This is a genomic window from Micromonospora sp. C51 (genome assembly GCF_018070435.1).
Lineage (GTDB): Bacteria > Actinomycetota > Actinomycetes > Mycobacteriales > Micromonosporaceae > Micromonospora > Micromonospora sediminimaris.
Window position 1 is genome coordinate 353,107 of the sequence record NZ_JAGPXQ010000002.1, and the last position, 14,112, is coordinate 367,218.

The 14,112-nt window shown below is 69.6% G+C and carries 12 protein-coding genes and 1 pseudogene; 5 read left to right on the top strand and 8 right to left on the bottom strand.

All coding sequences use genetic code 11. The features are described from left to right. The first annotated feature begins 79 nt into the window (after window positions 1–79). A complete protein-coding gene (locus tag KBX50_RS04565; protein ID WP_210934889.1) occupies window positions 80–1,234 on the top strand; it encodes a glutamate-cysteine ligase family protein in 1,155 nt (384 codons plus the stop codon). Window positions 1,235–1,293: 59 nt separating this feature from the next. Here KBX50_RS04565 and KBX50_RS04570 read toward each other — a convergent pair whose 3' ends face one another. The 8 genes and pseudogenes from KBX50_RS04570 to KBX50_RS04600 all read right to left on the bottom strand — a co-directional run. Continuing rightward, the gene (locus KBX50_RS04570; RefSeq protein ID WP_210934890.1) at window positions 1,294–1,902 is read right to left on the bottom strand and encodes a malonic semialdehyde reductase; all 609 of its coding nucleotides are present in this window, start codon (window positions 1,900–1,902) and stop codon (window positions 1,294–1,296) included. Next, on the bottom strand, window positions 1,899–2,474 hold the full coding sequence (locus KBX50_RS04575) for a flavin reductase family protein (RefSeq protein WP_210934892.1): 576 nt from the start codon (window positions 2,472–2,474) through the stop codon (window positions 1,899–1,901). Before KBX50_RS04575 ends, KBX50_RS04570 begins: the two co-directional genes overlap by 4 nt. Continuing rightward, complete coding sequence (locus KBX50_RS04580; protein WP_210934895.1) at window positions 2,471–3,805, bottom strand: LLM class flavin-dependent oxidoreductase; 1,335 nt, start codon at window positions 3,803–3,805, stop codon at window positions 2,471–2,473. The genes KBX50_RS04575 and KBX50_RS04580 overlap by 4 nt, the downstream gene beginning before the upstream one ends. 11 nt (window positions 3,806–3,816) lie before the next feature. Further along, the gene (locus KBX50_RS04585) at window positions 3,817–4,680 is read right to left on the bottom strand and encodes an ABC transporter permease (protein ID WP_210934897.1); all 864 of its coding nucleotides are present in this window, start codon (window positions 4,678–4,680) and stop codon (window positions 3,817–3,819) included. Then, window positions 4,673–5,659, bottom strand: a complete 987-nt coding sequence (locus KBX50_RS04590) for an ABC transporter ATP-binding protein (protein WP_210934898.1) — start codon at window positions 5,657–5,659, stop codon at window positions 4,673–4,675. Before KBX50_RS04590 ends, KBX50_RS04585 begins: the two co-directional genes overlap by 8 nt. After that, on the bottom strand, window positions 5,656–6,690 hold the full coding sequence (locus KBX50_RS04595) for an ABC transporter substrate-binding protein (RefSeq protein WP_210934899.1): 1,035 nt from the start codon (window positions 6,688–6,690) through the stop codon (window positions 5,656–5,658). The genes KBX50_RS04590 and KBX50_RS04595 overlap by 4 nt, the downstream gene beginning before the upstream one ends. A gap of 204 nt (window positions 6,691–6,894) precedes the next feature. Then, window positions 6,895–7,107, bottom strand: a complete 213-nt coding sequence (locus tag KBX50_RS33770; protein WP_374224572.1) for a putative leader peptide — start codon at window positions 7,105–7,107, stop codon at window positions 6,895–6,897. A gap of 525 nt (window positions 7,108–7,632) precedes the next feature. Next, window positions 7,633–8,463 (bottom strand): annotated as a pseudogene (locus KBX50_RS04600) (transposase); the annotation flags it as partial. 206 nt (window positions 8,464–8,669) lie between these two features. Between KBX50_RS04600 and KBX50_RS04605 the strand changes: the two are divergent. From KBX50_RS04605 to KBX50_RS04620, 4 genes are all read left to right on the top strand, one after another. After that, window positions 8,670–9,452 (top strand): transposase family protein, encoded by a 783-nt coding sequence (locus KBX50_RS04605; RefSeq protein WP_210934479.1) that lies wholly within the window; start codon window positions 8,670–8,672, stop codon window positions 9,450–9,452. Between the two features lie 1,129 nt (window positions 9,453–10,581). After that, entirely contained in the window at window positions 10,582–11,439 is an 858-nt protein-coding gene (locus KBX50_RS04610) for an endonuclease/exonuclease/phosphatase family protein (RefSeq protein WP_307870846.1), read from the top strand. 233 nt (window positions 11,440–11,672) lie between these two features. Then, window positions 11,673–13,223: a tyrosine-type recombinase/integrase gene (locus KBX50_RS04615; RefSeq protein WP_210934901.1), complete on the top strand. Its 1,551-nt coding sequence runs from the start codon at window positions 11,673–11,675 to the stop codon at window positions 13,221–13,223. Between the two features lie 381 nt (window positions 13,224–13,604). Further along, entirely contained in the window at window positions 13,605–14,096 is a 492-nt protein-coding gene (locus KBX50_RS04620) for a hypothetical protein (RefSeq protein WP_210935162.1), read from the top strand. Window positions 14,097–14,112: the final 16 nt, after the last annotated feature.

A 14,112-nucleotide genomic window follows, 5' to 3' on the forward strand; every position in this document is an offset into this window, starting at 1 on the left:
GGCAACGCCCCGCCGTGTGGGCGACTCCCCACCGGACAAGTGGCTTGAGGCTGGTGCGCCCCACCCAGGAGGCCGTCGCATGCACGCCACCGCCGGACCGCCGCTGACCGAGCAGGACGCCGAGGCGTACCTGGCCCGGCACGCCTTCCACACCGGCGCCCCCCGGCTCGTCGGACTGCGCGTCGAGTGGCTGCTGCGTGACTCGACCGGCCCAGGGCGCGCCGTGCCGGCGCCACGGGTGGAGTCGGCGCTCGCCGCGCACGGCGCACCTCGGCACGGACGGCACGAGGTCGCCCCTTCCGGTGCAATCACAGTGATCAGCCCGCCATACCGCGACCTGGGCGAGTGTGTTCGCCGTACCGCCGAAGACCTGGCCGCGATACGCGCGGGACTCGCCAGCGGCGGCCTGGCTCCCCTGCCCCGCGCGGTCGACCCGCGCGGCGCGACGACGGCCGCCGCGGCGGTGCGGGTACGCCTCGACGTCGGCCACGCCGGGTCCGGCCCGCTCGGGTTTCGCCGCCGGTGGGCCCTCGCCCACGCCGTCGGTCCGGTGTTGCTGGCCGCGTTCGCCAACTCGCCGACGACCGCAGGCGGCGGGTGGCGCTCCATCCGGCAGGCCATGCTGCTACGACTTGACCCCCGCCGCACCGCGCCACCGCCCGGCGGCGATCCCCGCGAGTCCTGGTCCCGCTACGCGCTGGATGCCCCGGTGGCCCCTCTCGCCGGTCCCGGCACGGTTCCGGTCGGGCTGACCTTCCGGCAATGGCTCCGTGCCGGCCATCCGCGTCGGCCAACTCTCGACGACCTCAACCGACACCTGGATACGCTGCTGCCCCCGGTGCGCCCACGTGGCCACCTGGAACTCGCGATGATCGACGGACAGCCGGCCGACGGCTGGCCCGTGCCGCTCGCCGTGACCGCCGGACTCTTCGCCGACGCCCAGGCCGGCGACGAGGCGCTGGCCGCCACCGAGCGGCTGCACGTCCATCGTGAGCCCTACCAGCGCGGTCCGTGGGTCCGCGCCGCCCGGCACGGCCTGCGAGACCCCCACCTCGCCGCCGCGGCGCCGGACTGCTTCCACATCGCGTACGCGGCCCTGGCCCGCACCGGTGCCCCGCCAGCGGTACGCGGCGCGGTCGCCGATTTCATCGAACGCTACGTCGCCCGCCACCGCTGCCCCGCCGACGACACCATCGCCACGCTGACCGGCGGCGGCACCACGGCGCGCACCTGACCACCAGCAGATCCGGTCAGGAGGTGTTCCCCGGACAACGACGGTCCGCGAGGTGGAGCCTAGAGCGCCCAAACCACCTGATCAGTAGGCAGGCGCGGCAGCCGGTCACGCCACGCGTCCGGGCCGGGCCGGCCGATGTTGAGCAGCAGCAGCACCTCGTGACGGCCGTCCGGGAAGAACTCCTGCCCGACTGCTGCGGCGTCGAAGCCGGCCATCGGGCCGGCGGCCAGCCCCGCCGCCCGGACGCCGACGATCAGGTAGCCGATCTGCAGGGCGGCGTTGAACCGGGCCTGCGCCGCCCGCTGGTTCCGGTCGGTCAGCCAGTCCTTCGCCTGCGGCCGGTGCGGGAACAGCTCCGGTAGCCGCTCGTGGAAGTCGATGTCGGCGGCGAGCACCGCGGTCAGCGGAGCGCTCTGGGTCTTGGCCCGGTTGCCGCCGGCCACGTGCGGCAGCAGCCGGGCGCGTGCCTGCGCCGAGCGCAGCAGCAACACCCGCAGAGGTTGGCCGTTGAGCGCGGTCGGCCCGTACCGGACGAGGTCGTGGATCGCGGCGACCTGAGCGTCGGTGACCGGCTCGTTGGTGAACGTGTTCGCGGTGCGGGCCGCCCGGAACAGCAGGTCCTGGGCGGCCCGGTCGAGCGCGAGCAGGTCGGCGGCGACGACGCTCACGCGGGCACCGTCGGCTCGGCCGTCGTGTACGCGCCGCGGTGGTAGACCAGCGGGTCCCCGTCCGCGCCCGGGCCGAGCGCGAGGGGTTCGGCGATCACGACGGTGTGGTCGCCGGCCGGCACGCGGTGCACGACGCGGCAGAGCATCAGGGCCAGCACCCCATCCAGCAGCGGCACCCCGAACGGACCGGGCGACCAGTCCGGGTACGCGGCGAACCGGTCGATGCCGCTGGTGGCGAAGACCCGGGCCGCGTCGCGTTGACCGGCGCCGAGCAGGTGCACGGCGACATGGTCGGCGCGGGCCAGCACCGGCCAGCTCGACGAGGCGTGGCCGAGGCAGAACGAGACCAGCGGCGGGTCCAGCGACACCGACGTGAACGAGGTCGCGGTGAAGCCGGCGCGGACCAGTTCCCCCAGCCCGCCCAGGCAGGCCGGGCCTCTGGTGCCCGGTGCCACGGCGGTGACCACGACCACCGTGGCGGCCTGCCGGCGCAGCACCGCGCGGAACAGGTCCCGATCCACCGGCAGCAACTCGGTGGGCGCGTGCGTCCGGGGTCGGTCGACGGTGGTCACGCCGGCACCAGGGCCGACGTGGCGTACGCGCTGGCCGGGCGGGGCAGCCCGTAGTGCTCGCGCAGCGTGCGGCCGGTGTACTCGTGCCGGAACAGCCCTCGCGCCCGCAGCAGCGGCACCACGTGGTCGACGAAATCCGCCAGCCCCGAGGGCAGCAGCGGCGGCATGACGTTGAAGCCGTCGGCGGCGCCGGAGGTGAACCACAGCTCGATCTGGTCGGCGACCTGCTCGGGGGTGCCGGCCACCACCCGGTGACCCCGGCCGCCGCCGAGCCGGCCGATGAGCTGCCGGATGGTGAGCCGCTCCCGGCGTGCCAGGTCGACGACGAGCTGGTAGCGGCTCTGGTGGGACTGCACGGCGGTGACGTCGGGCAGCTCGGGCAGGGGGCCGTCCAGTGGCAGGCCGGTGAGGTCGAGGCCGGTCATGCCGGAGAGCTGGGCCAGAGCGTGCTCCGGGACGATCAGCGCCTCCAGTTCGTCGGCGAGGGCCCGTGCCTCGGCCTCGGTGCCGCCGAGCACCGGGGCGATCCCGGGTAGCACCTTCACCAGTTCCGGGTCGCGGCCGGCCGCGGCGGTGGCCTGCTTGAGGGCGGCGTAGAACCGCTGCCCGTCGGCGAGGGTCTGCTGGGCGGTGAAGACGGCCTCGGCGTACCGGGCGGCGAAGGCGATGCCGTCGGCCGACGACCCGGCCTGCACCAGCAGCGGCCGGCCCTGCGGTGAGCGCGGGGTGTTCAGTGGGCCGTGCACCCGGAACCGCTCGCCGGCGTGGTTGATCTCGTGCACCCGGTCGGAGTCGGCGAAGATCCCGGCGGCGGTGTCCAGGACCAGGGCGTCGTCCTCCCAGCTGTCCCAGAGCTTGATCGCCACGTCGACGAACTCGGCGGCCCGGCGGTACCGCTCGGCGTGCGCGGGATGGTCGTCGAGGCTGAAGTTGCGGGCCTCGCGGGCCTGGGCCGAGGTGACGATGTTCCATCCCGCCCGGCCGCCGCTGAGGTGGTCCAGCGAGGCGAACTTGCGGGCCAGGTTGAACGGTTCGTTGTAGGTGGTGGACGCGGTGGCGATCAGACCGATGTGCTCGGTGGCCGTGGCCAGCGCGGCGAGCAGGGTCAACGGTTCGAAGACTGCCTGGATGTTGTGCCGCACGGCCGGCCCGACGGCGAGGCCGTCGGCGAGGAACACCGAGTCGAGGGTGCCGCGTTCGGCGGTGCGGGCCAGCTCGACGAAGTGCCGCACGTCTGCGACCCGGTGCGGGTCGGTGCGCGGGTGCCGCCAGGCGGCCTCGTGGTGGCCGACGCCCATCAGGAACGCGTTCAGGTGCAGGGTACGGGACACGGCAGGTCCTTTCAGGAGGCGGAGACGTCGACGCGCCAGGTGGAGAAGCGGCGTTCGACGGCGACGAGGAGCTGGTTGACCACCAGGCCGATCGCGGAGATCGTGATGATCCCGGCGTACATCTCGGGGATCGCGAAGTTGTACTGCGCGTAGTTGATGAGGTAGCCCAGCCCGGCCTTCGCGCCGACCATCTCGGCCGCGACGAGCACGAGGATCGAGTACGCCCCGGCCAGCCGCACGCCGGTGAAGATCGTCGGCACCGCGGCCGGCAGGATCACCTTCTGGAACAGCCGCAGGTGGTTCAGGCCCATCGAGCGGGCCGAGCGGATCAGCAGCGGGTCGACGCCCTTCACCCCGGCGATGGTGTTGAGCAGGATGGGCCAGGAGCAGGCGTACAGCACCAGGGCGATCTTGGAGGTCTCGCCCAGGCCGAGGATGAGGACGAAGACGGGCAGCAGGGCCAGGGCGGCGGTGTTGCGGAACACCTCCAGCAGCGGGCTGAGCAACTCGGCGAGGGGCCGGTACCAGCCGATCAGCAGCCCGAGCGGGATCGCGGTGAGCACGGCCAGGCCCAACCCGGTCAGCGATCGGGTGAGGCTGGCGCCCACGTGCTCGGCGAGTTGCCCGCTGCGCAGCAGCGCCGTCCACCCGACCAGCACCTCCGACAGCGGCGGCAGGAAGACCCGGTCGACCACGCCCAGCCGGGGCGCGGCCTCCCAGACCAGGGCCAGCGTGAGCAGCGCGGCGGTGCGGTGCAGCACCCGCCCGCCGAGGCCGAACAGCCGCCGGGGAAGCCGGGGCGCGGCGTCGGTGGCCGCCATGGGTGTCGTGGCGGCGGTGGCCGCCAGTCGGGGTCGTTCGGCGATGTCAACCAACGCGGGCCTCCTCGTGACGGGCCGCCGCCGGCGCCGCGCGGTCCGCGTCGGCGTCGCGCACAGCAGCAGGGGTACGACCGACGTCGGATCCGGTGCCGGCGATGCAACCGGCTGCCGAGGCGCCGGGCCGAGCCCACCGGCGGGGACGACCGGGCGCGGGAGCGGGAGCGGGTGGTCGCTCGGCGGACTGGGCGGCTCGCACCTCGTCGCGCAGCAGCGTCCAGATCTGGTGCCGGTGGTGGCGGAACGCGTCGGTGGAGCGGACGTCCTCCACCGCCCGGTCGCCCAGGTCGATGTCGATGACCTGCTTGATCCGGCCGGGCCGGGAGGTCATCACCGCGACCCGTTGGCCGAGGTGGACGGCCTCGTCGATACCGTGGGTGATGAACACGATGGTCTTGCCGGTGGCCTGCCAGATCCGCACCAACTCGTCCTGCAGCGAGTCGCGGGTCTGCGCGTCCAACGCGGCGAACGGCTCGTCCATCAACAGGATGTCCGGGTCGTACGCGAGGCTGCGGGCGATCGCCACCCGCTGCTTCATCCCGCCGGACAGCTCGTGCGGGTGCCGGTCGGCGAAGCCGGAGAGCCCCACCAGCTCCAGGTGGTACGCGACCAGGTCGGCGCGCTCGGCACGGGGCACGCCCTTGGCCTCCAGCCCGAACGCGACGTTACCCGCGGCGGTGCGCCAGGGCAGCAGCGCGTACTGCTGAAAGACGATTCCCCGGTCCAGACCGGGCCCGGCTACCGGCTCACCGTCGACGAGCACCTGCCCACCGCTGGGCTTCGACAGCCCGCCGAGCAGGTCGAGCAGAGTGGACTTGCCGCAGCCGCTGGGGCCGACGACGACCAGGAACTCGCCGTCGCGTACACCCAGGGTCACCCGGTCCAGCGCGGTGACCGCGCCGGCCTGCGAACGCCGCGTGGCGCGGACCGGGAAGATCTTCGACACCCGATCAAAGAGAATCTTGTTGGTGCTCACGCGGCACCGCCGTCGGTGGCGAACGGGTTGAACTGGTTGGTGTAGATGTCGCCGGGTTTCGGCTTGTCGCCCTTGAGCTCACCCTCGGCGGCGAGCCAGTCGATCCAGGTGCCGAACTCCTGGTCGCTGATCACGCCGCCGGTGCCGGCGACGCCGCTGCTCTTCCAATACCTCACCAGCGACGTGTCCTCGTTGCGGCCCCGCTTGGCGATGATCGACTCCATCCGGGCGACCACCGTCTCCCGGGGCTGGTTGCGCGCCCATTCGATGGCCTTGGCAACTCCCGCGACGAACGCCCGGACAGTGTCCGGGTTCTTCCGGATGAAGTCGTCACGGAAGACGTACGTGCCGCCGCTGAACACGCCGAGCAACTCGTAGTCGGTGAAGATGGTGCGGATGCCGCCGCTGGCGACGGCCTTGTCCCGGATCACGCCGCCGAGCACGGCCACGTCGATCTGCTTCTGCCGCAGCGACTGCTCGGTGCTGACCGGTGGCAGCGCGACCAACTCGACCTGTCTGATCTCGGCCGGGGTGAGCCCGCCGCGCGCGAGCCACGTCTTGAGTACCGCCTCGGCGTGCGCGCCGAGGGTGTTCATGCCGACCTTCCGGCCGATCAGGTCGCGCGGGCCGCGGACCGGACTGTCGTCGAGCACGTAGTAGCCCTGGAAGGTCTGGGCGTCGGAGCCGTAGTAGCTGACCACCGCAGTGATCGGAGCGTTCGCGACGGCGAGCTTGACGATCGCGCCGTTGAACGCCCCACCGAAGTCGCTCTGGCCGGTCGCGGTGGCCTGGATGTCGGCGGGGCCGCCGGTGACGTTGCCGATCCAGTCGAGTTCGACATCGCCGAGGTAGCCGAGGTCGGCGGCGAGTTCGGGCAGGGTGACCTGCCCGACGGAACCCTGGTAGCGCAGCTCCTTGGCCTGGTCGGAGCTGGCTTCGGCGCCCCCGCCGCAGCCGGTGACGGCGGCGAGGGCGAGCGCACTCGCGGCGGCGGTGAGCGTACGCAGGACAATACGACGGGATGAGGACATGGCGGATCTCCTGGGTCTGTCCACAGTGGGTGGTGAGGCACCCGGGCAGGTGTGTGGGCAGGCCGCTCCGCGGTGAGCGGACAAGCCGTGAGTGTGTGGCACCGGCACCGGACGTATTCCCGGTGCGGTGGTGGAAGCAGCGGCTACGGTGTGGCCGGTCAGTTACGGCGGCCGGCCGGCTGCGGTGGTGAGGTCGAGGTCAGCTCAACAGAGCGCGCTCGCGTGCCGGACCAGGTCGACGTGCACGCGAGCGGTGAGGAGAAGCTCATCCCGCCGCGACATGCACCCATGCTGACTGCGGATCCTGCAGCCGGTCAACGGTCTTCCGGAAGCGTTCACTGTCCCGAAACACCCACCTGAGAAGTGGGTTTGTGCAGAGCAGTCTTGGGCAGGCCCGTCAGAGTGGCCCGAAGGCATTGATCATCTGGTCAAACCCGAGGCGCGACAGTCGGTGTGAGGGCAGTCCAGGCGCCCCGCTGCCGGCCTCGCCATTCGAACCCGCAGTGCGACCGGAAATCGGCTCACGTCGTTTGTTGGGCTGGACCCGGAGACTCGGGTAACCGTCTGGATGTGTGCTGCCGATGTCATGGCCAGCGAGGAGTAGGACGCCCCGGTCCTCACTGATGACCGCTGCAACGCAACGCTACGGAGCGACAGAAGGCAGCACCGCCAGAGAAGGCTAGATCCGCCGCCCTGCCGGCCGAGCAACGGCTCACCCCCAGACAGCACGCGCTGATGGTCGGAAGGCACAGCTAGTGAGTATCGGCGGACAGCCCGGTACCAGCGGGCCGACGGACGTCGATGTACTGGGTGACCTCTACGAGAAGGGTGCCGTCATGGCGACGTCAGGTGTGATCTTCAAACGGTGCGGATGCCGCGACGACAGCGGCCGGCGTCTGGAACAGCGCTGCCTCGGACTGGTACGGCAGCCGCCGTTCGGGATCATGGCTGGAGTTCGAGGTTGAGGCGTCGGGTGTAGTGGGCTCGTCGGGCTCGGGTTTGATGGCGGCGTCGCCAGTCTGACCAGCGCAGACGGTGGGCGGGGTCGCGGATCGGGCGGAGTACGAGGGTGTTGATCAGCCGGCGGGTCTCGTTGACGGTCAGCTTGATCAGACCGGTGTCGGTGGAGTCGTCGGCGGCGTCGGCGGCGTCGGCGGCGCAGATCGCCAGGACGGCGACGGCGGCCAGGGCCAGGGTGGTGAACCGGTGCCAGGAGTCCCGGCGGCGGACCTGGTGCTGGTCGAGGCCGACCTGGCCCTTGGCGGCTTGGAAGCTTTCCTCGACCGTCCAGCGGATGCCGGCGACCCTCACGAGCTGGGCCAGGGTGGCCGGTCTGGGTGTCCAGCAGCGGTAGAAGGCCAGTTCACCGGTGGTGGTGTTGCGGCGGATCAGGAGGCTGTGGTGGCCGCCGTCGTCGGGGTCGGCATCGGTGCAGACGTCATCCAGCCAGGTCCAGTCGTAGAAGCGTGGGCCCTTGGATCCGGCGCCTGCGCTGCGGCGTTGCCACGCCGAGGCGGGCAGGTCGGCGGCGACCTGGTCAGCCCGCAGGCGGGTCTTGCCGCCGTCGAGGGGGACGAGGTGGCTACGGGACACGGCCAGGACATAGCCCAGGCGGTGTTCGCGCAGGTGAGCGCGGAAGGCGCTGCTGTTGCCGTAGGCCTCGTCCGCAGCCGCCCAGCCGGCCGGAACGCCAGCGTCGAGGGCTGCGGTGATCATGTCGGCGGCCAGCTCGGACTTCGTGGCGAAGACGTTCTGGTACCGCGCACGGCTGGGGCACCGGCGTTCTCGGCGGCAAGACGCTTACGAAGGGTTATACCCAGATCTCCTGGACGGGTAGTGGCGCCGAGATCATTGAGCCCTTTTCATCCTGACCCTGCAGGTCAGAGGAGGTGTGCGTAGCCCCGGGATCGATGAGGGCGAGGCTCCAGGTAAGACAGCAAATCGACCAAAACCCGATGCCCCGACCGGGAGCCTCGCCTGTGCTGTCTTACCCGTCCACGATCTCGTTGTCCAGCCGGACCCTCAACCACCTCGCCGACCGCATCCGCCAGCACCGTAACCAGCAACGATCCAGGTGGCGGCGCCTCGACGCGGGACGCCAGGCACTACTCGCCCTTGCCCATCTACGTAACGGCGACACATACACCCGGCTGGCCTGCGGGTTCGCGATCGGCGTCGCCACCGCCTGGCGCTACGTGCAGGAAGCGACCGCCCTGCTCGCGGCATCCGCCGACGACCTGGCCACCGCGATGAAACGCATCCGCATGCTGGCGTACGCGATCCTGGACGGCACCCTGATCCCGATCGACCGGATCGCCGACCAGAAGCCCTACTACTCGGGAAAACACAAACGCCACGGCGTGAACGTGCAGGTCATCGCCGACGCAGCGGGCCGCCTCGTCTGGGCATCGCCCGCGCTACCCGGATCGGCTCACGACCTGACCGCTGCCCGCACGCACGGCATCATCGACGCGCTGACCAGTGCACACGTGATGACCTTCGCGGACAAGGGCTATCAGGGCGCCCACGGCAGCGTGCGTACCCCGTTCAAGCGGCGCCGCTTCCGGCCGAAGCTGTCACGCAGGCAGAAAGCCGTGAACCGCGCCCACGCGAAGATCCGCGCCCGCGGTGAGCGAGCGATTGCCACGCTCAAGACCTGGAAGATCCTCGCCAAGCTGCGCTGCTGCCCACGCCGAGCCACCGCGATCGTGCAGGCCATCCTCGTCCTGCACCACACCGAATCCAACCGCTACACAGGATGAAAAAGGCTCATTGAGGCATCTCCGGCTGCTAACCAACGTGGGAACAACTGCGGCAGCTTCACCATCTCGCTTGCCCACTACATCGGACTCTCCTATGAGACGCCGCTGTGTGACGACGGCTGGAACGTGACGTGGGACCGTGCGCTCCACAAGGTGGAATGGCATGGAGAGAGTGCCGGCGGCCCCTCCGATAGCCGCAGCGCCTCGGGTGCTAACACGGTACGGCTGCCGTGGAGCACTCCAAGCGTGCAGCTGAACTACCTGATCGGCTGGGGATACTCCTGCTTCTGTTGATCGTTCCAGGGGTTCTCGAGGTCCTCGTGGCGACCGTAGTCTCCGCGAGGACCCGGAACAGGGATACTTCAGGTATGCGCTCTCGCATATTCCCGATCTTGGTTGTAGGGATACTCAGCGTCCAGGGGTGTTCTCCCGAGCCGTCCGCCGTCGAGCCGTCGTCCAGAGGGCAGCCGGTGGTCATAGATTCGCGGCTGCCTGGCTGGGAAACTGCGGCTTGGTTAACTGAGGCTTCTTTCTGCGTTCGGGTCGCACGCAGCGACGGAAAACGCGAGGACAAGGAGAACGAGTTCGTTTTCTGCGATCCAGCACCCTCGGCTCTGCGCGTCGCAGGTCCGCCGCTGCTGCCTGCCAAGCCGCTGCCCTATAATGTGCCCCAGGATCCGCAGTCCCGAGAGATTATCCTCGTCGGCGTCACTCGAGGAGCTATCGCGACCGTTTCGGTGACTATGTTCGACAGCACCAGTACAGCGGCCGTGCATTCGTTGCCAACGCCTGGTAGTAGCCAGGTCGGCGCCTACGCTGTCTGGCTTCCCCATAGCGGTGCTGAGCGAAACGGGATGGATCTTACCGAGGTCAGCATCGTCGGCCGCGACGCGGCTGGCGCTGTGGTAGCCCGGTTGGTTTGAGCAGCGAAGCCAGTTCACCGGGTAGACCATGCACAGAGGGCGGTCTTGCCGCTCGATCACGCCCTCTACGACCTATGTCAATAATCGTCGAGATTCTGCTATTCCGACATGCCCGTGCGGGCATACCAGGCGTTTCATTTGATCTACAGTTCTCAGTCATGCAGAAGCCTCGCGCCGGACTGCTCGGTGCCTTCCTCGCACTCACCGTGCTGCTGCCGACGACGGCCGCCGAAGCGGCCGCGCCGCCCGGTACCAACCTTCAGCTCCTGACCTGGAACATCTGCGGTTCCCAGCGGGCGAACTGGGGATGCAGCAGCTTCGGGACCTGGGCGGACAAGAACGCCGTGATCCAGGCACAGATCCAGGACAACTACGTTCAGGCCATGCTTCTTCAGGAGATCTGCGAGAACGATCTCGCAAGCCTGATGACGACGCTTGGCTCGGGCTGGACCCGCAGCTTCGCTCCGTACCAATGGGCCAGTAAGGGCGTGTTGACCAATAACCGGTGCGGCGAGGACAACAGCCCACGCGGTGACCGCATCGGCACCGCCATTGTGATCAAGGCGGGCTCGTCGAACGCCCAGACCATCGCGACGACCCAGCCGTGGGACGGCCAGCAGCGCCCTTTCCACTGCGCGACCGCCACCTACTTCAACGACATCCGCCTCTGCAACGTGCACCTGTCACCGCCGGGCAGCGACACCCGCGACAGCAGCTGGGAGTACTCCGACGACCAACTCGGGGAGATCAAGAAAGTGGTCGACGGCTACCCGAACGTAGCGTTCGGGGGCGACTTCAACATCCTCCCGCCAGACCACGTCTACCCCGTGAACGACGAGAACAACCCGGACCGCGGCTGGATCTGGGACGCCAAAGATGGCAATCCGTATCCGAGGTACCGCGAGTGCGACCAGACGAACCCGGCGGGCGGCGGCCGCCCAACGAACACCCGGGGAGAGAAAATCGACTACGTCTTCAGCAGCCGACCATGGCGCTGGTGCGCGGTCACCCCCACCGCCTTCTCCGACCACTACCCGCTCGTCTACAGCATGCAGATCGCCTGATCGAACGGCGCGGACCGCGACGAACCGAACGCGGCCCCACCCAAACGCCGACTCTGCACACAGGAGGTGCGATCCCGAGCAGCTCGGGCACGCCTCGGCCCTGGTCGTTCAGACTCTCGGCTCTCATCCCCGCACTGGCGCAACGACGACCGACAGTTCCTCTGCGGGTGACCGTGAAGTGCGGGCCCAAGGGTCACGCTGGAGACGGAGGCGCTCGATAGGAGGCGACGGTCATGGCGAGCACAGGTTCGATCTTCAAGCGGTGCGGGTGCCGCGACAACGCGGGCAGGCGGCGGGAGGGATCCTGCCCTCGGCTCGGAAAGCGCGGGCACGAAAGCTGGTACTTCCACTGCTACGCCACCGATCTGCTGGGCCGGGCCGAGCGGGTCCGCCGTGGCGGCTTCGTCTCGAAGGCCGCCGCCCGCCAGGCCCGGGACGGATGGCTCACCGCCAGCGAGGCACGTCGCACCGCGCATGGCTGGACCATGGAGCGGTGGCTGCGGCACTGGCTAGAGTCACGCACCCACATCCGGCCCACCACCCGGCTGCACTACAGCCGGGACCTCGACCTGGTCCTGGTACCGCACCTCGGGCATTACCGGCTGGCCGACCTGGACGCGCAGCTCCTGCGCACCGTCTTCACGAGGATCGCGGCCACGCTGAACAGCAAGGGCAAGCCGCAGTCGCCGTCGGCGATGCAGCATCTGCGCACCACCCTGCGCGCCGCGCTGAACCTCGCCGTCCGCGAGGGCCTGCTCGACACCAACCCGGCCCGGCACATCGAGATCGTCGGCTACCGCGCGCCGCACGCGCAGGTGTGGACCGACGGTCGTGTCGAACACTGGCAGGCCACCGGCGAACACCCCGCCGTCGCGGTGTGGACGGCCGAGCAGCTCACCTGTTTCCTCGACACCGTCGCCAGCGATCCGCTGTTCGCCCTGTGGTGGCTGGCCGGGCTGCGCGGCCTGCGCCGCAGCGAGCTGTGCGGACTGCGCTGGGCCGCCGTCGATCTCAACCACGGGGTGCTGTTCGTCGAACGCAACCGCACCACCGCCGGCTACCAGATCTTCGAAGGCGAACCCAAGACCGCCGCGGGCCGCCGCCCGGTCGCCCTCGACAAGCACACCATCGCGGTGCTGCGCGCCCACCGCCGCCACCAGCTCGACCAACGCGACCGCCAGCACGCCGCCGGTAAACCCTGGACGGACTCCGGGTACGTGTTCACCCGCCCCGACGGACTGCCGATCAACCCGAACTACGCCATAACCCGCTTCCGGAAACTCACCGACCGGGCCGGACTACCGCCGGTGCGCCTGCACGACCTGCGCCACGGCACCGCGTCCCTCGCCCACCAAGCCGGCGCTGACCTCAAGACCCTGCAAGACCTGCTCGGGCACTCCAGCATCCTGGTCACCGCCGACACCTACACCAGCGTCCTACCCGAGGCGCAGCGCCGCTGCGCCGACGCCACCGCCACCCTGGTCCTCGCCGCCGCCCGCCGCGCCCGCAAGAAGATCACGAAACAGGGACGGAAGAACCGACCCGCCAGCCGACGAAGAACAGGTGCCCCTGCCCCGACCACGCCGACACAGGAAGCAAAGAAGCAGGCCACCAGGCCAGCACCGACACAGAGCCAACGGGCGGCGCCCGCACCCAACAGACACCAGCCGGACACCCACCGTCCGAGCAGGACAGACAGCATGAAGGGTCTGACTACCGTTACGGCAGGTCAGACCCTTTATGATCTTGCGCGCCCGAAGGGACTCGAACCCCTAACCTTCTGATCCGTAGTCCGAACCCGTCAGATGCTCTCTACGCTGCGTAACGGCAGCTTCGCGCGTGCTGCTGCATGCCTACGCATGCCAAGACGGTCGGCCGAATGTCTGCTGGTCAGGGCGATGCAGCGGCCGAGGTGCAACATCGCAGGGTGCGGCGATCGGCCGTGCAGGGCGTGCGGTGCTGGTCCTGTTCCGGTTGTGCTGGTCATGCGCCGAACATCCGAGCACCAACGGAGCACCATCACGGCTGGTAACCACCGGCGCGAAGGTTACTTGCTGGTAGTCGCTGCTTGCGCATACCGACCGCTGGACGACAGCAGTCAACGAGCCTTCGTGAGTTGCTCACGTTCCGAGGCTAGTTGGTTGCCTGCTGTAGATTGCGGTGTCGTGCTTCTCGTGGCAGCGAATCCGGAGCCCGTCGCGCAGCCCACGTTCTGGGAGAACGTCGTCTGCATTCTGTTCTTCTCGTCGATAGGCGTGCTGTACGTCTGCTACTACTTCGGCTTCAGGATCGATGCCAAGTGTCTCGTCCTCACCAAGACCACCCGCAAGCCCTGCATCAAGGTCGGCAAGGTTCTCGTGGGCTGCCCAAAGCACAAGCGGCAGAAGGTGGTGGCCTGGGTTCGCCATCTCGGCGCTGCTAATTGGCTGGATCCTTGGCTTCACCGGTTGCACATCGTTCCGCCGTCGTTCGCGCCTGTGCCGTCGCCTCCGACGCCGCCAACCGTCCAGGGTGTCGCGTCGCAGGTGGTGACCCAGACGCCTGGCAGGCGCATGGCGCTCGAAGCCCGTATCGCGTTGTGGGCTTTGGGCTTCGGCGTGCTCCAGGCGGTCACGGCCCTCGTCGCGCTCGCTGTCGATGTCGCCGCTGGCAAGTAGCGGCTGGCCTCCCGGG